Below are 19,186 nucleotides of genomic sequence, written 5' to 3'. Positions count from 1 at the left end.
GCGTTACGGCGTCGGAGGGCGAACCTAAGATGGGCGCAGGAAACTGTCAGCATGTTCAAGGGAGCAACGTGGGTTCTGCATTGGGCGTCATAACCTCGCCGCAGCGGGCAGTAGCCGCAGCGGCCGCAATCCTGGCCGCGATCCTGGCCTCCACCGTCCCGGTTCCGGCTGCGAATGCCGTGGAACCGGACGATTTCAGCATCAGTGGCCCCGCCTATGTCGGGAGCGGCTTGTCAGTCAGTGGCGCCTACGAGTACTTCTCCTCCTGTGACCCGGACCCGCAGCACGGCTACTCCATCCAGTGGCTTCGCGACGGAGAGCCGGTGACGCCGGAGCCGGCATACTCGCAGTTCTATGACCTGGACATCGAGGACGTCGGAACCCGGATCTCTGCCGTGGTCACGGGCTCGCAGGTGTGCCACCCGGCGGAGGTGGTGGTGAAGGAATCCGAAGTGGTCAAAAGCCAGCCCATGCGCGCGGAAGGATTCACGGACAGGGGAGTCTTCGATCTTCTGGGACGTCGGCAAGATGGCGCGCTCATGCTCTATGCGGGCCAGGACACAACGCAAGGATGGAAACCGCCCCAGCTGATAGGCCCCGGCTGGGGCGCCTACACGAGGATCATTGGCGCCGGCGACCTCACCAGCGACGGCAAAACCGAGCTCCTCGCTACTGACGCAGTGGGGAGGCTCTGGATGTTCTGGGGCAGGGGAGACGGAACTTTCCCGGCGAACGCCTATCCGTCGGAGATCGGCTGGGGCTGGAACGCCATGGACAAGGTTGTGGGCCCCGGGGACTTCGACGGCGACGGGTACAACGACCTCCTGGCCGCTGAACCCAATGGCAATCTCTACCTCTATCCCAAAGCCGCCCGTGGTTGGACACCCCGGGTCCATGTTGGCCAGGGCTGGGGCGTCATGGACCTGCTCATTACGCCAGGCGATTTCAATGGCGACGGCACGGTAGACGTCCTCGCCAAGGACAAGGCGGGACGTCTGTTCCTCTACGGCGGTAACGGGAGCGGCGGATGGTTGGCGCCACGGCAAGTAGGCCAAGGGTGGAACGTGCTGGGCAAGATCGGCAGTGCCGGGGACTTCAACCGTGACGGCTTCGCTGATATCCACGGGGTCAACAGCGCCGGCGAACTGCTGATGTACTACGGCGATGGGCGCGGCGGTTGGAAGGGCGTGGAGACTGTTGGCTGGGGGTGGAACATCTTCAACGGGCTCTACTGAAACAACCCCGGCCCGTTACTGAACCGGACGCAGCCGCAGACCCTGCATGCCGCCGTCGACCGCCAGCGAGGTGCCCGACGTCGAACCTGACAGCGGGCTCGCCAGATACGCGACGGCGCCGGCCACTTCAGCGGGGTCCACCATCCGGCCGTGCGGCTGGCGGGCATTGAGTGCGGCGCGCTCGCCGGCGGGGTCAGCGGCCGAATCCAACAGGCGGCCCACCCAGGGGGTATCAACGGTGCCCGGGTTGACGCAGTTCACGCGGATTCCTTCCCGGACGTGGTCCGCGGCCATGGCGAGGGTCAGCGACAGGACCGCGCCCTTTGACGCCGAGTACAGTGCACGTTGCGGCAGGCCGGCGGTCGCTGCGATGGAGCACGTGTTCACGATCGCCGCGGCCGGTGATTGGCGCAGGTGCGGCAAGGCCGCGCGGCTGACGCGGGCAATGCCCACGACGTTGACATTGAGGACACGCAGCCATTCCTCGTCGTCGTTCGCGGCGATGTCACCCTGCGCACCGATCCCGGCGTTGTTGATCACGATATCCAGGCGACCGAACTGTTGGGCGACACTCTCGACGGCGGTGCGCACCGAGGCGTCGTCGGCCACGTTGCAGTGCACGCCGAAGTGCGGGCTGGTTTCCGGAGCGAGGTCCAGGACCGCCACTTGGGCGCCGCCTGCGGCGAGGCGGTCCGCAATGGCCGCCCCGATACCGGAGGCACCGCCTGTGACGAGGGCTGCGAGGCCGTCGAATTCCTTGCCGGTCATGGCGCGGCCCTCAGGCGTTGGTGCCGGCGAAGGAAACAGGGCGGGCCGATCCTGCTTGTGCCCGGTAGAACTCCTGGCGCTGCCGGCCCAAGCCTTCAATCTCGAGTTCCACAACGTCACCCGGCTGGATGAAGGGGAAACGGCCGGACAGGGCGACGCCTTCGGGAGTGCCGGTGATGATCACATCGCCCGGTTCAAGGATCATGTACTGGCTGAGGTGGTGGACGATCGTGGCGGGGTCGAAGATCATGTCCGAGGTGGTTGAGTCCTGGCGGTCTTCGCCGTTGACCAGGGTGCGGAGCCGGAGGTTGGCGGCGTCGATGTCCGCAGCGGGTACCAGCCAGGGTCCCAGGGGAGTGGAGCCGGGGAGGGTCTTGCCCTTGGTCCACTGTCCGGCAGCGCCGGGAATCTGGTATTCGCGCTCCGAGAGGTCGTTGGCCACGGCGTAGCCGGCGATGCACATCTCCGCCTCTTCAACGGAGGAAAGGTATGACGCTTCCCGGCCGATCACGATGGCTAGCTCCACTTCCCAGTCGTATTTTTCGGACGACGGCGGGATGGGGGCGGCGTCGAACGGTCCCGCGATGGTGTTGCTCGGCTTCAGGAACACCACGGGAACTTCGGGCGGCGTGGCACCGGATTCGGCAGCGTGCGCGGTGTAGTTCAGGCCGATGGCAACCACCGCGCCGGGGCGGGCGACGGGTGCGCCGATGCGCAGCCCCTCGGTCGAAATTTCCGCGAGTTCACCGTTTTCCAGGGCTGCACGGGTGCGTTCGATGCCGTCGGAGGCGAGGAACTTGCCGTCGATGTCCTGGGTGAGGGTGGTGAGGCTGAAGTATTTTTCGAGGCCGTGGGCGTCCTGGGCGATGACGGCCGGTTGTTCGTTTCCGGCCGTACCCAGCCTGGCGAATTTCAAGGTCATGGCTTCCTCCGTGCGTTCGGGGCTAACATCCGAACTCTAGTGTGATGTTTTCCCCCATAATACGGAAATGTGACCCATTGACAAGGCATACATCCGATGTTTAGCTGTCATCGAAGAATACGACGTAGCCAGGAGCCCAATGAGCATCATCACCGAGATCGAAACATTCGATATTCGCTTCCCGACGTCCCGGGACCTGGATGGTTCCGATGCCATGAACCCGGATCCGGATTACTCAGCCGCCTACCTGGTCATCCGGACCGATGCCACCGACGGGCATGAGGGCCACGGTTTCGTCTTCACCATCGGGCGCGGCAATGAGGTGGAAACGGCGGCCATCAACGCCCTGCGCGGACACATCCTCGGCGCCGATGTTGAAACCTTGCTGGAGGACATGGGTGCGACGTGGAAGCTCCTGGCCCACGACTCCCAACTCCGCTGGCTTGGACCCGAAAAAGGCGTCATGCACATGGCCATCGGCGCGGTGGTCAATGCCCTTTGGGACCTGAAAGCCAAACGTGCGGGACTTCCCCTGTGGGAACTGCTTGCCGACATGGCCCCGGAAGAAATCGTGGCACTGGTCGACTTCAGATACCTCACGGACGCGCTCACCCCGGACGAAGCCCTGGCCATCCTCCACGCCGCCGAACCGGGAAAGGAACAGCGGAAGGCCGCCCTTCGCGCTGAAGGCTACCCCGCGTACACCACGACGCCGGGATGGCTGGGTTACAGCGACGCGAAACTGACCCGGCTGGCCAAGGAAGCCGTGGCGGACGGATTCACACAGATCAAGCTGAAGGTGGGGGCGTCCTTGGACGACGACATCCGCCGCGTCCGGACAGCCCGCGCCGCCGTCGGCCCGGACATCAGGATCGCTGTTGATGCCAACCAGCGCTGGGATGTCCAGGACGCCATCGACTGGATGGCCCACCTTGCCCCGTACGACATCGCCTGGATCGAAGAACCCACCAGCCCGGACGACATCCTCGGGCACGCCGCCATCGCCCGCGCAGTGGCACCCATTCCGGTGGCAACGGGGGAGCACGTCCAGAACCGGGTGGTGTTCAAACAGATGCTCCAGGCGGGCTCGCTGCAGGTCCTGCAGATCGACGCCGCCCGCGTAGCCGGGGTCAACGAGAACATCGCCATCCTGCTGCTGGCCGCGAAGTTCGGGGTCCCGGTATGCCCGCACGCAGGCGGAGTGGGGCTCTGTGAAGCCGTGCAGCATTTGTCCATGTTCGATTTCGTGGCGGTCACCGGGACCAAAGAGGGCAGGACCATAGAGTTCGTGGACCACCTCCACGAACACTTCGTCACACCCGTGGACGTCCACAGCGGCGCGTACTGGCCGCCGTCGTCCCCTGGTGCCGGCAACGAAATGCTCCGTGAAACACTGGCCGCATACAGCTTTCCGGACGGCCCGGTATGGAAGGAAACCCATTGATCCAGCACGCCCCCTGGTTCGAAGAAGCAAGGTTCGGCATGTTCGTGCACTGGGGCATCTACGCCCTGCCCGCACGACACGAATGGGTGATGAACCGGGAAGAGATCACGGTGGAGGAGTACTCAAAGTACTTCCGCCGCTTCGACCCGGACCTCTACGATCCCCGCGAGTGGGCCCGGGCCGCCCGGGAGGCAGGGATGAAGTACGTGGTCCTCACGACCAAACACCACGACGGTTTCTGCCTTTGGGACTCGGCCCTGACCGATTACAAGGCCACCAACACGCCCGCCGGCAGGGACCTGATCACGCCCTACGTCGAAGCACTCCGCGCCGAGGGGCTGAAGGTGGGCTTCTATCACTCGCTCGTTGACTGGCACCACCCCGACTTCACCATTGACGGGGTACATCCCCAACGCAACGCCGCCGACGTCGAAAGCCTCAACGCCGGTCGCGACATGGCCCGCTACCGTGACTACCTCCATGGCCAGGTGCGCGAGCTCCTGAGCAACTACGGCACCATCGACTATCTGTTCTTCGACTTCTCCTACGCCGGCCTCGGCCACGCAGAGTTCTGGGGCGGCAAGGGTCGTAACGACTGGGGCTCGGAGGCACTGCTCGCCATGGTCCGTGAACTGCAGCCCGGGATCGTGGTCAACGACCGCCTGGACATCCCGGGAGACTTTGTCACGCCGGAGCAGTACCAGCCCGCCGGCCCCATGATGCTCGACGGCGAACCCGTCACCTGGGAGGCCTGCCAAACCCTGAACGGCAGCTGGGGGTACGACCGGGACAACCAGAACTACAAGTCCGTGGACCTGCTGATCCGGATGCTGGTGGATGGCGTCTCCAAAGGTGGCAACCTGCTGCTCAACGTTGGCCCCACCGGCAGGGGGTCCCTTGATCCGCGGGCGCTGGAGTCGTTGGAGGGAATCGGGAAGTGGATGCAGCTGCACTCCCGTTCCATCTACGGGGCGGGGACTTCGCCGTTCACCGCGCCCTCCGACGTCCGCTACACGCAGCGCGGGGACAGGCTGTACGTTCACCTGTTCAGCTGGCCCTTCGAATACGTGCACCTGCCGGACCTGGCAGGCAAAGTGGAGTACGCCCAGCTGCTCAACGATGCCTCGGAGGTGTTCCTGCAGGAAGTGGACCCCGGGCAGCAACCAGCCAACATGACCCCCGGAGGCCAGCCGCCGGGCACGCTGACCATCAAGCTGCCGGTGCAGCGACCCGATGCCGCTGTTCCCGTGCTGGAACTGTTCCTCAAGCCCGGTTCCACAGGGGCAGGCTCCACAGAGCCCGGCTCCGCAGAGCCCGGCTCCACAGGGGCCGGTGAACGCGATGACTGAGAGCATCGCCCTGCACACCCGCCTCAAGCCCGGTGCCGAGGAGGAATACTCTGACGCCCATGCGAACATCCCTCCGGAACTCGTGGCGGCATTGAAGGAAGCGGGGGTGCGGAACTGGCGTATCTGGCGCAGCGGGCTCGACCTCTTCCACGTGGTGGACGTGGACGACTACCAGGCAATGCGGCATGCGCTCGCCGATCACCCCGCCAACGTCCCGTGGCAAGCCCGCATGGCTGAACTTTTGGAGGTCCAGGACGATTACTCCGGGGCTGATAGGGGTATCGGTAGAGTATGGGAACTGCCATGAATGCACCTGATCTGGGCAAGCTCGGTTTCGGCGGAGCGGGCATAGGGAATCTCTACCGGGCCCTTCCTGATGGGGAAGCCCTCGCCACGGCACTTGCGGCGTGGGACGCCGGGATCCGCTACTTCGATACCGCGCCGCATTACGGACTGGGCCTGTCCGAACAAAGGCTCGGTGCTGTCCTGAGGGACAAACCGCGGGAGGAATTCGTCATCTCCACCAAGGTGGGGCGCCTGCTGGAACCCAACGGGCCCGGAGGCCGGGATTCCGAAGGCTTCGACGTTCCTGCCACCAGCCGTCGTGTTTGGGACTTCTCCGAGGCAGGCATCCGTCGCAGTATCGTGGAGTCCTTGGAGCGGCTCGGCCTTAGCCATGTGGACATCGCGTACCTGCACGACCCCGACGTCCACGACCTGCAGGCCGGAATCGAACAAGGCTTGCCGGCCCTGGAAAAGCTGCGTTCCGAAGGCCTGGTCACGGCGATTGGCGTGGGCACCAACTCCGCCGAAGCCGCGCTGGAATGCGTCGAAGCCGCCGACCTGGACCTCCTGATGCTTGCCGGCCGCTACACCCTGCTGGAGCAGCCAGACGTTCAGCTGCTTGACCGCTGTGTGGAGCGCCGCACCGGCGTCGTGAATGTGGGCGTTTTCAACTCGGGCCTCCTGGCCCGCCCGGACGTCCCCGACGACGCCCACTACAACTACGATCAAGCGCCGCCGGAAATGCTGGAGCGGGCCCGGGCGCTAGCGTACGTCTGCCGCGACTTCGGCGTCGAACTCCCGACGGCGGCACTCCAGTTCCCGCTGCGGCATCCGGCCGTGGTGAACGTGACAGCAGGAGCGACTTCTCCTGAACAGGTCACCACCAACGCCGCCCGCATGGACGAGCCACTCCCCGAAGAGCTGTGGGAGGCTTTGGAGGGCTTGCGGAAAGGCGCCGGGCAGTGATTGATTCACACCTGCACCTGTGGACGCTGGACACTTTCGTCACCGGCGGTGAACGTCCCTACCCGTGGCTCGGTCCGCAGCACGGTGCGCTCTTCCGCAGCTTTGGCGAAGAAGAGGCGGGGGAGACCCTGGAGGCCGCGGGTGTCCGGGCTGCGGTGCTGGTCCAGGCCGACGACACCATAGCCGATACGGACAGCATGCTGGCCGTCGCAGCGCGGAATCCGTGGGTGCTGGGCGTGGTGGGCTGGGTGCGGTTGGACTCGCCGGCTGAGTGCGCTTCCCAGCTGGACAGCTTCAGTGCACAGCCTGTCTTCAAGGGCGTGCGCCACTTGGTGCACGACGATCCCCGGGCGGACTTCCTGGAGTTCCCTACCGTGCGCGAGTCCCTCGCTTTGGTGGCGCTACGTGGCCTGGTCTTTGATATTCCGGACGCATTCCCCCGTCATTTGGGCGCGGCCGTCCGGCTTGCCCGGGACCTCCCGGAGCTGACCGTGGTCCTTGACCATTTGGGGAAGCCGCCGCGGTCCGATGCCTCGCTCATGGACTCGTGGCGCACTGATTTCCTTGCCTTGGGCCGCGAGCCTAACACCGTAGCCAAGCTATCCGGGCTCCACGCTCCGGGGCTGCCGTACACCAGCGCGGCACTGCGGCCGCTGTTCGAAACCGCGCTGGAAGCTTTCGGCGCCGGCCGCCTGATGATCGGTGGCGACTGGCCGGTCAGCATCCTCGGGGCGCCTTACGGCCGGACCCTCGACGTCCTGCTGGAACTGGTGTCCTCCCTGAGCCCCGCGGAGCAGGATTCCATCCTGGAGGGGACTGCGATCCGTACCTATGGGCTGGCGGCCAACCCGTTGGTGGATGCCTAGAGGGCCTGGCGCAGCCAGTTCTCCACGCCACTGATGTGCACCGTCACCAGCGCCCGCACCAGCTCCGCATCACCGCGCTCCAGCGCATCCGCGATGGCACGATGCTCCGCCAAAGTGTGGGACACGGCCTTTTCCTGCGTCAATCCACGCCAGATCCGGGCCCGCACCGTGCTGCTGGAAAGGGCCTCCAAGAGGCTGCCGAGGTAGTCGTTTCCCGCGGCTGCGGTGATGATGCTGTGGAACTCGAGGTCATGGGCCACGAGTTCTTCGACGTCGGTGTTTTCGTCGATCCCGTCCATGGTGGCCCGCAGGGACTGGAGCTCGTCCGCGGTAATCTTGCCCGCTGCCAGCTGGGCCGTGGCGGGTTCCAGGATTCGTCGGACCTCGAAGAGTTCAAGGATGGAACGGTCCTGGTGCAGGTCCACCACGAACGCCACGGCCTCGTTGAGCAGTTTCGCATCGAGGCTGGTCACGTACGTGCCGTCGCCGCGGCGCACGTCCAGCACCCGGATCAGCTCCAGGGCCTTCACTGCTTCACGCAGCGAACTCCTGGAAAGGCCAAGACGTTCGCTCAGTTCCTTTTCAGGGGGAAGCCGATCGCCCGCCTTGAGTTCGCCGCGGATCAGCATGTCCTTGATCTTGCTGATCGCTTCGTCTGTGACAGCCATGGACCAATAGTAGCCACGAATGATCGGATGTCTGCCCGCGCCGCGACCTCACCCAATTGGGGGGCGTTAACCAACGACGGCGGCACCCGGGTTCCGCTGTTACGGAACCCGGGCGCCGCCGTCGGGCGCTAACGGGTGCTGCTGTTACTTATCGCCGCCAGGCAGCGGGCGGTTGGCGATCACCGGGGCGCTGCCCGTGTAACCGTCACGCGTGGCGGCGAGCTCGTGGATCTGCTTGCGGCACAGGAACCAGCCCCAGACCATCAGCCCGCAAGCGATCGCGGTGACCAGCATGGTGAGCGGGGACTCGATGAACACCATCACCAGGACGCCGGCAAGGAAGACCAAGGACAACCAGCCTGTGTAGGGTGCGCCGAACAAACGGAAGGATGGACGCTTCACCCAGCCCTTGTCGGACCAGCGCTTGAGCTGCATCTGGCACAGCACAATGGTTGCCCAGGTGACGATGATGCCCACGGAAGCCACGTTCAAAACGATCTCGAAGGCATCGGACGGGACGAGGTAGTTCAGCGGAACACCGAGCAGGGAAACACCTGCGGTGATCGCGATGCCGCCGTAAGGGACGCCGGCCTTGTTCATGCGCTGCGCGAACTTCGGAGCGGAACCCGCCACGGACATGGAACGGAGGATACGGCCCGTGGAGTAGAGCCCGGCGTTCAGCGAGGACAGCGCTGCCGTGAGGACCACGAGGTTCATGATCACGTCAACGCCCTGGACACCGATGGATCCGAAGAACGTCACGAACGGGCTGACACCCTTTTCGTAAGAGGTGTAGGGGAGCAGCAGGGCGAGCAGGATAACCGAGCCGACGTAGAAGACCGCGATGCGGAAGACCACGGAGTTGATGGCCTTGGGCATGATCTTCTCGGGGTTCGGAGTTTCGCCGGCCGCCGTGCCCACGAGTTCGATCGAGGCGTAGGCGAACAGCACACCCTGCATGAGGATGATCATGGGCAGGATGCCGTTCGGGAACACGCCGCCGTTGTCCGAGATCAGGCTGAAGCCGACTTCCTGGCCATCAACCGGGGTGCCGAAGATGACGAAGTACGTGCCAACCAGGAGGAAGGCCACCAGGGCAGCAACCTTGATCAGGGCGAACCAGAATTCCATCTCGCCAAAGACCTTCACGGAGACGAGGTTCAGGCTCAGCACCACCACCAGGGCGATGAGGGCCCACGCCCACTGCGGAACGGCGCCCATCCAGGGGATGTACTTGCCGAAGAAGTTCATGTAGAGGGCAGCCGCCGTGATGTCCACGATGGTGGTGGTGGCCCAGTTGATCCAGTAGAACCAGCCGGAGACGAACGCCGCCTTCTCGCCGTAGAACTCACGGGCGTAGGAGACGAACGAACCCGAGGACGGGCGGTGCAGCACCAGTTCACCCAGTGCGCGGAGGATCAGGAAGGCAAAAAAGCCGCAGACGGCGTACGCGATCACCAGGGACGGGCCGGCGGCGTTAAGACGGCCACCTGCACCCAGGAACAGGCCGGTGCCGATTGCGCCACCGATCGCGATCATCTGGATCTGGCGGGGCTTGAGGTCCTTGTGGTAGCCGGAGTCCTCTTTGTGCAGGGCCTTCTCACTGGCGTGCGCTTGGGCCGGAACCGTGTGGTCAGTGATGGGATTGGTCATTGGAATCCTTAGGAGTGTCCTGTTGGGGTTGTCCTGGGTGGATCCGGTCGGGGATCCGGGCACACAGGACAGCGCCTCGTTGGGGGTATGCCTCATCGGGCGGGACGGCTGACTACAGCCGCTGGGATTTCTCTGGCCTGATCTGGCCTATTTGCTCAGGTTGGCCAGACGTTCCGGGCTGAGCAATTCCTCGAGCTGGGCAGCGGTCAGGAGACCGTGCTCCAACACGAGTTCTGCCACACCCTTGCCCGTCGCCAGCGCCTCCTGGGCGATAGCGGTGGCGGAGGCGTAACCGATGTGGGGGTTCAATGCCGTGACGAGACCGATCGACTGCTCCACGGTAAGCCGTAGCCGCTCGGTGTTTGCGGTGATGCCCCGGACGCAGCGTGCCGTAAGGGTGCGGCACGCTGCTTCCAGGTGGGAGATGCTCTTGTGCAGGCTGTGCACAATGATCGGTTCGAAGGCATTCAGCTGGAGCTGGCCTGCCTCCGCGGCCATGGTGACGGTGACATCGTTGCCGATGACTTCGTACGCCACCTGGCTGACCACTTCCGGGATCACCGGATTGATCTTGCCGGGCATGATCGACGAACCGGACTGCACAGCCGGAAGGTTGATCTCGCCCAATCCCGCACGCGGCCCGGAGGACAGCAGGCGGAGGTCGTTGCAAATCTTGGAGAGCTTCACTGCCACGCGCTTCAGCACACCGGACAGGTGGACAAACGCTCCCACATCCTGGGTGGCCTCAATGAGGTCCGCGGCGGTCAGCAGGGGAAGGCCGGTGATTTCGGCCAGGTGGCGGCAGGCTGCGTCCGCGTAGCCAACCGGGGCATTCAGGCCCGTACCGATGGCCGTGGCACCCAGGTTGATCTCATGGATGAGCATGTGGGACTCATCCAGGCGGGCTCGGTCCTCGCCGATGGTCACGGCGTAACCGCCGAATTCCTGGCCCAGCGTCATGGGGACAGCGTCCTGGAGCTGGGTGCGGCCCATCTTCACGACGGTCCGGAACTCAAGACCCTTTTCGGCGAACGCCTGTTCAAGCTCTTCGAGGGCCAGGAGGAGTTCCTTGACCGAGAAGATCGTCGCCAGGTTCACGGCCGTCGGGTAGACGTCGTTGGTGGACTGGCTCAGGTTCACGTGGTCATTCGGGTGCAGCTTTGCGTAGTCACCCTTGGGGTGCCCCAGGATTTCCAAGGCACGGTTGGCGATGACCTCGTTGGCGTTCATGTTGGAACTGGTTCCTGCGCCGCCCTGGATCACGTCCACCATGAACTGTTCCTGCAGCTTCCCGTCCAGGATGTCCTGGCAGGCCTGGTCGATGGCGTTCGCATGTTCAGCGTCCAGGAGGCCCAGCTCGTGGTTGGTGCGGGCGGCGGCCTGCTTGACCGCAGCCAGTCCACGGACCAGGTGCTTGTTGGTGGACAGCGGCTGCCCGGTGATGGGGAAGTTCTCGATAGCGCGGAGGGTGTGGACGCCCCAGTAGGCGTCCGCGGGTACATCGCGATCGCCCAGGAGGTCGTGTTCGGAACGGAGGGGGATCGCCTGATCGACGGTGGTCATAGCTGTCCTTGGTTTAGTTGCTGAGAATTCGGGCTGCACGGAGCTCGCCGACCGGAAGGCCGCCGCCCAGCACAGGTGGGCTTTGAAGCGTGTCCAGGCTGCCGCCGTCGACGCCCAAGCGGCGAAGCACCTCAACGGTGACGGGCATGCGGGCGCGATCGCCGCCGTCGGAAATCTTCACCGCCAGGCCGGTGCCGTCCGGAAGACCAACCAACTGGAGGCCTTCGAAGCCGTCCTTGGCGAGCAAGCCCGGGATCGCACGCATGAGGGCGGTGACGTCGCGGCCTTCGCCGGCCACCATCTCCGGGAAGCGGCGCATGGCGTGCGCAACTCTGCCTTCGAGAGTGTCCTGGTCTGCGGTGGCCAGGCGGCCATAGGCGCGGGCCATGCCATGCAGCGAGTGGGCGAACAGCGGAGTCCCGCAACCATCTGTGCTGACTGCGGCCGCTTCCTCGCCGGTCAGTTCGGTGATGGTGTCGCGGACCAGGACCTGCAGCGGGTGCTCCGGGTGCAGGTATCCCTCTACAGGCCAGCCGTTGATGACGCAGACGGCGGTCATGGACGCGTGCTTGCCGGAGCAGTTCTGCGCGATCCGGGTGGGGCCGTTTCCGGCGCGGAGCCAGTCCTCGCGTTCGGCGACGCCGTACGGAAGGTCCGTGCTGTTGGCCAGGGCTTGGTCGTTGAGGCCGTGCAGCCTCAGGATCTCAGTGGCGCCGTCGCGGTGCATCTTTGCGCCGGAGTGGCTGGCAGCCGTGAGCGCCAGGAGGTTTTCGGGGATGTCCAGGCCGGCCTTCAGGAGCGCGACAGCCTGCAGTGGCTTCAGGCTCGAACGCGGGTACATGGGGGCGTCCGGCTGGCCGGCCTCGATGAGGCTGCTGTCCTCTGCCGAGAGTGCGATCAGCGAGCCGTAGTGGATGCTCTCCACCAGTCCGTCGCGGGTCACTTCGACAAGCGGGACGTGGTTTGGCGCCTTGGTGTTCTGCGCCGCGGCCTGATGGGCCGGTGCTGTGGGGACGGGCATGGTGTCCTTTGGGTGGGTCATTTGTTGAGGATTGTGTCCAGCGCAACGCTGACGGCCTGGAGGTGGTCGGCCATCGCCCTGCTTGCGGCTTCGGAATCGCCGGCTTCAATCGCGTTCAGCACTGCGACGTGTTCCTCGTCCGAGCGGTGTTGCCTGTCAGCAACGAGGTTGAGGGTTTCCGACTGGTGGGCCAAGGCCTCGCGGATGTCAGAGACAACGCTGGCGAACACGCGGTTTCCGCTGGCCCGGGCCACGGCAGAGTGGAACGTGGCGTCCAGGTTCACCCATGATTCGGGGTCGGTCTCGTTGAGCATCTCCTGGACGATGTCCTTGAGGTGTTCGAGCTCTTCCTCTGTCCTTCTTTGCGCCGCGAGTCCCGCTGCCGGGATCTCGATGTGCGGACGTGCCTCGTTGAGATCGCGTGCACTGTACTGACCCAAGGTAAGGTCATTAGCAACCTTGTTGGCCACAATGAATGTGCCCTTGCCGGTTTTGGTGACAGTGAGGCCCAAGGTGTTGCACGACCGCAGCGCTTCCCGGATGACTGAGCGGCTGACACCGTACTGGGCAGCCAGCGTCGCTTCGGAACTCAGCTTGGTGCCGATATCGAACTGGCCACCCTCGATGGCCCGCCGGAGCGCAGCAAAGACGGCCTCAGCTGCGGAAATGCGCGAAATAGGCATATGCGCTGATTGGCCGCTCACGGGCTCTTGCTGTCCGGCTGTCCGGCTGTCTGACAGGTTCACGCTTCGAATATGGCACGGGTCACAAGAGGCTGTCAACGCTGAAAGGCTTGCTTCACGGTTTGGGGACTGGTCAAACTTGGCTTAATTTCTGTTCAGGCCGAATTTTCGGGTCATGAGTGCCGCCTTGTAGTGGGACTCGGCTGTGTTCACTTCGGACGAGGGCGTGCTGGGGCCGAACACGCGGAGGAGGCTGAAAACGAAGTGCCGCGCGTGGTCTGTTTTGATGCTCGTTGTTTCGCCCACACTGTCATACGCCAGCTCACGGAGCGCCACGTTACCGCCATGGCCGTCGCGGGCGTAGCACGTCCATCGGCCTAGGATCCGCTCTGAGCCGTCGGCCTTGCCGACATATTGCTTCCCGTTGCTGGAGTCAGTAATCAGGTAAATCCCCTGGACCTCGGAAAGTGCTGCGCGCCAGTCCCCGTAGCGTGGGTCATCCACCAAGTCCTGCAGTTGGGGGTAGCTAAGCAGCACACCGTCGAAGCCAGGAAAAGGAACCTTGTCCCGGTCAGCGATCTCGACTACCTGCATCCGCGCTGCGCTGGCGGAGCTGGCGCCACGGTGCCAGCTGCGGGGATTGTCCCAGTCAATTACGAGCCGATCCTTGAGGGGTGCAAGGAAATCCGTTGAATGGAGGTCGAAATACCGGCACGATCCACTGCGTTCAGTCGCCAATTCTCCACGATTTTCGAAGGTTCCCCAGAGGCGAGAGCGGTTCTTGCCGTCGGCTATGAGTATCACCCAAAAGCGAGGAGGGGCTGCCGGGAAGCGACGAGGCGAAATGTCCTGCTCCCGGGTGTACGCCAAGACTCGTTCCTCGGTCAGGTCTTCAGGTCCACGGAGCGCGGCAACGTCATTCGGCCTGAATGAGTGGCGTATTACGTGGATATCGTCCAGGGAAACCGGCGGGACCTGCTCAGCCCCCACGCCGGCCAGGACATGGGCGAGGGTGAGGGACATCAGCCAACCTTCGCGTGGTTCTCAATGGAGCGGAGGATGCTGATCAGCTGCCCGATTTTTTCATCGCCGAACAGCACATCCGGCCCGGACGGGGCCAGCTCGTTGTACGGGGAATTGAACAACGCCTTCGGGCTGACCTTTCCGTTTTCCATCAGGTGATTGGTCAGAACGTTGAGGAAGTTGAGCTGCTGGGCTGTGAGCGTAGTACCAGCCACAAACTCTGACAACGCTTCCTCGACGGCCTCGCGGTCCAAACCAACCAGGGAACGGACAAAGAGGCCGAGGCCATCGTTGGCGGCACGATTCAAGTCTTCAAGCGAACCCAAACCGCTTTCAAGAAGAATGCGTTCAAGCTCGGCAAGGTCCAACGCCGTCAGTTGCTTGTTACGCCGGAGCCGTTGAATGGTTGCATGCTCCTCGTATTGCGCCAGGTACGAACGCATTTTTTCTTTGTACCGAGGGAGGTCGACGAAGCCATTGGTTGTCCCCACCAGTTCGACTTCCTCAAGCACGCCGAGCTCGTCCTGGAAGTTTGTGTAGACCACTTTGCGCTTCCGCTTCTCGATCAGATGGACCAACCCGCGGAGCCGCTTGCGGATGTCCTCAAGCCATTCCAACGAAACGGATTCCCATTCGTCGTCGTGGAGAATGGTTTCCAGCAGGGGCAACTGAGCGGCGATGGCCGGGATGCTCTGCTGGTCCTGCAAGGCCGAGGCGATGGCTTGGATCTTTATCCGGAACGGCCCAACCGCCGATCCCTGCAGCGACGCCAACTCTGCCTGAAGCATCAGGTAGTCGAACCGCCTGGCCTCTTCCGTGTCCGCAGGCGCGCCGATGGTAGCGAGCCTGGCGATCTGGGTTTGCAAAGCTTGGAAGTCCTCGGCTGCCAACGATTTCCAGGCTGCTTCTTCGGCGAACCTGTCCACCCATTTGCGTGCCGGTTTAACGAGGAAGTTGTCCAGCGGAAGCCGGTCAACTGCGTGTTTCAGGGTTTGCCGGAGGTCGGCAACAACGGGCGCTTGGGGGTCCCATTGAAGGTCAGTGAAAGTTTGCAGGAGCTGGACGCGCGCAGCGAACGTAGTCTCCGCGAGTGACTTACCCACAGAGCCTTCATTGCTGGGCATTCCCGCATTGAAGAACTCGGCATTGCGGCAGAGGTCGAAGATAAAGAAGTCCTTCTTGTCCTCGCCCGGCCCATACAGTTCCGGCCGGAGTCGCGTTCCGCGGCCCACCATCTGCCAGAATTTGGTCTTGGACCTGACCATCTTGAAGAAGACGAGGTTGACGACGTCCGGCACGTCAACGCCGGTGTCCAGCATGTCTACCGAAATAGCGATGCGGGGATCACTCTCGGTGGTCGAGAATTGGTCGATGAGAATCTGGGCGTAGTTCACCTGATAGGTGATGACGCGAGCAAACTGACCCTTGTAAGCCGGGTAGTTCTTGTCAAAGCGTTCAGCAATGTACTCCGCGTGTCTGTTGTTCTTCGCGAAGATGATGGTCTTGCCCAGGCGATCCCCGCCGGCGACTTTGTGGCCGCGGGTCATAAGGACTTCCAGTGCCTTATCCACTGTGTCGGCGTTAAACAGCCAGGTATTGATAACGCTTGAATCGACCGAGTCCGGGATCTCGCCGTCTTCGTCCCATTCGAGCTCGTCCCACTGCTCTTTTTCAGCCGCTGGGAGGTCCTCGTACGAGATGCCTTGGTCAGGAAACTTCAGCGGAACCGGAACGACCCGCGGTGGCACAAGATATCCGGCCTCGATGGCCTCGCTGAGCTCATAGGCAAACGTTGGAACGTTGTCCTCGATGCCGAAAAGGCTGTAGGTGTTGCGGTCCACCTCTGACTGTGGCGTGGCTGTCAGCCCGATGAGGAGTGAATCGAAGTACTGGAAAATCGCCCTGTACTTTTGGTAGACCGACCGGTGGGCTTCATCGACGATGATGAGGTCATAGTGGCCAATGCCAAAGGTCCGCTGGCCAAGCTTTCCCTCGGTCCGGTTGATGAGGTTCATCATCGTCGGATATGTAGCCACATGGATGCGGCTGTCTGCTTCATCGTCCGAGCCCAGAATGACAGGGCCGGAACCGGGAAGGTGGGCCTTGAACGCGTTGGCCGCTTGCTTGACCAACGCAACCCGATCCGCGAGGAACAGAACGCGTTTGGCCCAGTTGGCTTCCTGCAGGAGCTTGGCGAGTGCGACGACGGTGCGCGTCTTGCCCGTGCCTGTCGCCATGACTACAAGCGCCTTGCGCTCGAAGTCCTTTTCGTAGGCCTCCGTGACGGCCCGGATGGCGTTGTGCTGGTAGGGGCGTTCGACGATGGAGTTGTCGATTGCCTGTTCAGCCAGAGGCTTTCGGCTCTGACGGCGGTTGATCAGCAGTTGAAGTTGATCTCTGGTGTGGAAGCCCTGCAACGAGCGCTCCGGGTACATGGTGTCGTCCCAGATCCATGTCTCGTAACCGGAGGTGTAGTAGATGATCGGTCGTCGACCATAGCGACGTTCCAGGCAGTCGGCGTACAGCTTGGCTTGTTGCTTCCCTACATGGGGATCCTTTGTTGTCCTTTTCGCCTCGACCACTGCGAGGGGCAGCCCGTCAGCGCCCCACAGCACGTAGTCCACGTAGCCCACTCCGCTGAGCGTGCCGCTCGCCGTGGGCATGGTGTCTACCTTGAACTCGCGGTCTTCTGTATTGGTGAGCGGCCAGCCTGCCTCGTTCAGCTCAAGATCGATGAGGTGCCTGCGGGTCAGGGCTTCGTCATAGTCGTGGTGGTCAGGGACGGTCTGGTTCTGTTTTTTGGCCTCCGCGACTTCAGCCTGCAGAATCTCCAGCTGGGCCTTAAGGTCCGCCGAATCCGCTGCTGCTTGTGCAAGGGCCTCGTTTTGGGCTTTGAGTTGGCTCTCGAGTGCCTGGAGTTCTTCGGGCGACTGCTGCTGTGCCGGCGTCTTCGGCTTTGGGGCCAGGATACTGGCGTCGAAGACCAACGACGGCGGCAGCTGGCTACCGGTTTTGGCGTAGTTCCTCGCGAGCCAATAGCAAACGTGGTGCAGCTCGCGGAGCACGAGCTCAGCGCCTTGGATGGTGGGGCCAACGGAATTGTGGACCGCATTATTGCCGGCTTTGCGAATGATCGTGAGCTTGTTGGCAATAGGACCGCCCACAAGATTCTTAAAGGTGGGCTCGTTCAGTAACGCGTTGAGGTCATCTTTGTAGGGGGTCACCAACCCGGGCTCCACTTGGTAAAGCCACTCAACAATACGTTCGATGGTGTAACGGGCGTAGAACACGGAAGCGCGTGGATCGACCCGGGCGAATTGTTCGGCCCGGCGTGCTTGCTGGGCCAACTCGGGCCACTCGCCCAGCATGAACCCAAAGTTGCTGGTAACTGCCCCCATGCAGCCGTCTCCGATCCGTTGCTCCGATGTCCTGAAGGTAGTCAATCACGGGACTGCGACCGTTTATGCCTTATTTCAGACCCGTGGCCTCGACGAGTGGCAGCAGTCGTACCTTCGCAATAGTGTCATCGGTGATTTTCGGCAGGGGTCCCAGCTGGGATTTCAGCTCTTCCCTGGCAGCTTCGAATGCTTCCACAATTCCGCCAGAATAGTGTTCGACCATTTCCCGGGCTGCTTCAGCATCAACGCCAAACTGAGTGCTTGTCGAGACCAGCATTTGCTTGCTGATCTTCTGAAGCCTGTATTCGGCTTTCACACTCATGGCCAAGTCGATACCTGAGTCCGCGTCCCAATACGGGGCATAGGTGGCGAGGTCGTAGAGGGGCGATAGCTGCGCTCTACTGCCATGGAGGAGGAGGGAGTAGTTTTTGGCGTGCGCGTCGGTGCAACCGGCCACGGTGTTGAAAACAAGGGCCCGGTACAGCCCTGCTCCTGCCGCCCGGCGGTCCGCTTCAAAAGGAAGCGATCGGATAAGGGCGGCCATATCGCTCGCGCCCGGCCCGCCGTCACGGTGCTGGTATTTCTTGGCTGGAGAAACGCTCAATGCCTGGCAAAAGTCTTCTTGATGGATGCGGCGCCAGGTTCCACCCACTTCCTGGCGGTCATAGCGACGTGTCACAAAGACGTCCCAGTTGCCGATGCGGCGGAGTTCGGACTTGGCCACCTCGAGCCCCAGAAAAGATGCTGCCCTCATGGTCAGCTGTTCCACAATATCCAAGCGACTGAATGTGCCGGCTGCCGGTTTTAGGATGTGCGTCGTGGGGGTAGCGTCTTCCGGTACCGCCCAGTCGCCGTTGGGAAGTTGGTGCAGGGCGATCTTTGGCTGAGCCCCGGCGAGGCTGAAGCGTCCTGCGGAGTCGTCGTAGGGCGTGCCGTCTTTGTACTCAGTCACGACGTGGTCCAGCATCTCGGCCACATCCCTGTCCGAAACTGGCTTCACCGCCGTTCTTGCGAGGGTGCCATCCGAAGATCCGGTGCCCGGCCGCATGAACTGGAGCGCACCCGCGACATCGGCACCGATATGTTCAAGGATGGCGAAGGGGTTGGACGGGGACACCCGGAACCGTCGGGCAATCGTCTGGAGGGCCCCTTCACTGTCGGGCAAGAGGCCCTGGAGAAAGGGCAGGACGTTGCGCTTCTTGTGGAGGGTGGCGGCCAAGGGCATGGACAGTGACAGCGGGGTCGCGTTGGGGGCTGCCTGGTATTCGGGGTAATAGCGGAACGTCAGATTCCCCGACGACGACTGTTCAACCCGGCCGCAAAGTGTCCCGTCCATGAACAC

The 19,186-nt window shown here is 63.1% G+C and carries 16 protein-coding genes; 6 read left to right on the top strand and 10 right to left on the bottom strand.

All coding sequences use genetic code 11. From position 1 onward, the window contains the following. The first annotated feature begins 68 nt into the window (after window positions 1-68). On the top strand, window positions 69-1,235 hold the full coding sequence (locus ACNAOU_RS20285) for an FG-GAP repeat domain-containing protein (protein WP_064723832.1): 1,167 nt from the start codon (window positions 69-71) through the stop codon (window positions 1,233-1,235). A 15-nt stretch (window positions 1,236-1,250) separates the two neighbouring features. On the opposite strand, the gene ACNAOU_RS20280 is transcribed toward ACNAOU_RS20285, so the two are convergent. After that, window positions 1,251-2,003 carry an SDR family NAD(P)-dependent oxidoreductase gene (locus ACNAOU_RS20280; RefSeq protein WP_055975373.1) on the bottom strand — a complete coding sequence of 251 codons (753 nt, stop codon included), beginning with the start codon at window positions 2,001-2,003 and terminating at the stop codon, window positions 1,251-1,253. A gap of 10 nt (window positions 2,004-2,013) precedes the next feature. Further along, window positions 2,014-2,925: a fumarylacetoacetate hydrolase family protein gene (locus ACNAOU_RS20275; protein WP_422757613.1), complete on the bottom strand. Its 912-nt coding sequence runs from the start codon at window positions 2,923-2,925 to the stop codon at window positions 2,014-2,016. Between the two features lie 139 nt (window positions 2,926-3,064). Here ACNAOU_RS20275 and ACNAOU_RS20270 point away from each other — a divergent pair, with 139 nt between their 5' ends. Genes ACNAOU_RS20270 through ACNAOU_RS20250 form a run of 5 tightly spaced genes read left to right on the top strand, consistent with a single transcriptional unit; the run spans window position 3,065 to window position 7,835 of the window. After that, window positions 3,065-4,369, top strand: coding sequence for an L-fuconate dehydratase (locus ACNAOU_RS20270; protein ID WP_039243236.1), 1,305 nt, complete (start codon window positions 3,065-3,067; stop codon window positions 4,367-4,369). Next, window positions 4,366-5,718 (top strand): alpha-L-fucosidase, encoded by a 1,353-nt coding sequence (locus tag ACNAOU_RS20265; RefSeq protein WP_422757612.1) that lies wholly within the window; start codon window positions 4,366-4,368, stop codon window positions 5,716-5,718. The genes ACNAOU_RS20270 and ACNAOU_RS20265 overlap by 4 nt, the downstream gene beginning before the upstream one ends. Next, window positions 5,711-6,025 (top strand): L-rhamnose mutarotase, encoded by a 315-nt coding sequence (locus ACNAOU_RS20260; protein WP_039243256.1) that lies wholly within the window; start codon window positions 5,711-5,713, stop codon window positions 6,023-6,025. The genes ACNAOU_RS20265 and ACNAOU_RS20260 overlap by 8 nt, the downstream gene beginning before the upstream one ends. Further along, window positions 6,022-6,969: an aldo/keto reductase gene (locus tag ACNAOU_RS20255; RefSeq protein ID WP_422757611.1), complete on the top strand. Its 948-nt coding sequence runs from the start codon at window positions 6,022-6,024 to the stop codon at window positions 6,967-6,969. The genes ACNAOU_RS20260 and ACNAOU_RS20255 overlap by 4 nt, the downstream gene beginning before the upstream one ends. After that, on the top strand, window positions 6,966-7,835 hold the full coding sequence (locus ACNAOU_RS20250; protein WP_422757610.1) for an amidohydrolase family protein: 870 nt from the start codon (window positions 6,966-6,968) through the stop codon (window positions 7,833-7,835). The genes ACNAOU_RS20255 and ACNAOU_RS20250 overlap by 4 nt, the downstream gene beginning before the upstream one ends. Here the strand turns inward: ACNAOU_RS20250 and ACNAOU_RS20245 are convergent. From ACNAOU_RS20245 to ACNAOU_RS20210, 8 genes are all read right to left on the bottom strand, one after another. Continuing rightward, window positions 7,832-8,503, bottom strand: a complete 672-nt coding sequence (locus ACNAOU_RS20245; protein ID WP_079582886.1) for a FadR/GntR family transcriptional regulator — start codon at window positions 8,501-8,503, stop codon at window positions 7,832-7,834. The genes ACNAOU_RS20250 and ACNAOU_RS20245 overlap by 4 nt on opposite strands. Window positions 8,504-8,647: 144 nt before the next feature. Next, complete coding sequence (locus tag ACNAOU_RS20240; protein ID WP_018779954.1) at window positions 8,648-10,156, bottom strand: amino acid permease; 1,509 nt, start codon at window positions 10,154-10,156, stop codon at window positions 8,648-8,650. A gap of 147 nt (window positions 10,157-10,303) precedes the next feature. Then, the gene (aspA, locus tag ACNAOU_RS20235; protein ID WP_422757608.1) at window positions 10,304-11,719 is read right to left on the bottom strand and encodes an aspartate ammonia-lyase; all 1,416 of its coding nucleotides are present in this window, start codon (window positions 11,717-11,719) and stop codon (window positions 10,304-10,306) included. Between the two features lie 13 nt (window positions 11,720-11,732). Then, entirely contained in the window at window positions 11,733-12,761 is a 1,029-nt protein-coding gene (locus ACNAOU_RS20230; protein WP_422757607.1) for an asparaginase, read from the bottom strand. Continuing rightward, window positions 12,758-13,486, bottom strand: coding sequence for a FadR/GntR family transcriptional regulator (locus ACNAOU_RS20225; RefSeq protein WP_275776683.1), 729 nt, complete (start codon window positions 13,484-13,486; stop codon window positions 12,758-12,760). The genes ACNAOU_RS20230 and ACNAOU_RS20225 overlap by 4 nt, the downstream gene beginning before the upstream one ends. An 81-nt stretch (window positions 13,487-13,567) precedes the next feature. Continuing rightward, a complete protein-coding gene (locus tag ACNAOU_RS20220; RefSeq protein WP_422757606.1) occupies window positions 13,568-14,446 on the bottom strand; it encodes a GIY-YIG nuclease family protein in 879 nt (292 codons plus the stop codon). After that, window positions 14,446-17,844 carry a DEAD/DEAH box helicase family protein gene (locus tag ACNAOU_RS20215; protein ID WP_422757604.1) on the bottom strand — a complete coding sequence of 1,133 codons (3,399 nt, stop codon included), beginning with the start codon at window positions 17,842-17,844 and terminating at the stop codon, window positions 14,446-14,448. Before ACNAOU_RS20215 ends, ACNAOU_RS20220 begins: the two co-directional genes overlap by 1 nt. A 70-nt stretch (window positions 17,845-17,914) precedes the next feature. Then, on the bottom strand, window positions 17,915-19,180 hold the full coding sequence (locus ACNAOU_RS20210) for a HipA domain-containing protein (RefSeq protein WP_422757603.1): 1,266 nt from the start codon (window positions 19,178-19,180) through the stop codon (window positions 17,915-17,917). Between the last annotated feature and the right edge of the window lie 6 nt (window positions 19,181-19,186).

It is taken from the genome of Paenarthrobacter sp. C1 (assembly GCF_049315185.1).
Classification (GTDB): domain Bacteria; phylum Actinomycetota; class Actinomycetes; order Actinomycetales; family Micrococcaceae; genus Arthrobacter; species Arthrobacter nicotinovorans.
This window is presented reverse-complemented; position numbering and strand designations above follow the sequence as displayed.

Bases quoted from the DNA above. Each gene is read 5' to 3' on its own strand.
- ACNAOU_RS20255 (WP_422757611.1), top strand. From the start codon at position 6,022: ATGAATGCACCTGATCTGGGCAAGCTCGGTTTCGGCGGAGCGGGCATA.
- ACNAOU_RS20230 (WP_422757607.1), bottom strand. From the start codon at position 12,761: ATGACCCACCCAAAGGACACCATGCCCGTCCCCACAGCACCGGCCCAT.
- ACNAOU_RS20240 (WP_018779954.1), bottom strand. From the start codon at position 10,156: ATGACCAATCCCATCACTGACCACACGGTTCCGGCCCAAGCGCACGCC.
- ACNAOU_RS20260 (WP_039243256.1), top strand. From the start codon at position 5,711: ATGACTGAGAGCATCGCCCTGCACACCCGCCTCAAGCCCGGTGCCGAG.
- ACNAOU_RS20275 (WP_422757613.1), bottom strand. From the start codon at position 2,925: ATGACCTTGAAATTCGCCAGGCTGGGTACGGCCGGAAACGAACAACCG.
- ACNAOU_RS20210 (WP_422757603.1), bottom strand. From the start codon at position 19,180: ATGGACGGGACACTTTGCGGCCGGGTTGAACAGTCGTCGTCGGGGAAT.
- ACNAOU_RS20245 (WP_079582886.1), bottom strand. From the start codon at position 8,503: ATGGCTGTCACAGACGAAGCGATCAGCAAGATCAAGGACATGCTGATC.
- ACNAOU_RS20270 (WP_039243236.1), top strand. From the start codon at position 3,065: ATGAGCATCATCACCGAGATCGAAACATTCGATATTCGCTTCCCGACG.
- ACNAOU_RS20215 (WP_422757604.1), bottom strand. From the start codon at position 17,844: ATGGGGGCAGTTACCAGCAACTTTGGGTTCATGCTGGGCGAGTGGCCC.
- aspA (WP_422757608.1), bottom strand. From the start codon at position 11,719: ATGACCACCGTCGATCAGGCGATCCCCCTCCGTTCCGAACACGACCTC.
- ACNAOU_RS20220 (WP_422757606.1), bottom strand. From the start codon at position 14,446: ATGTCCCTCACCCTCGCCCATGTCCTGGCCGGCGTGGGGGCTGAGCAG.
- ACNAOU_RS20280 (WP_055975373.1), bottom strand. From the start codon at position 2,003: ATGACCGGCAAGGAATTCGACGGCCTCGCAGCCCTCGTCACAGGCGGT.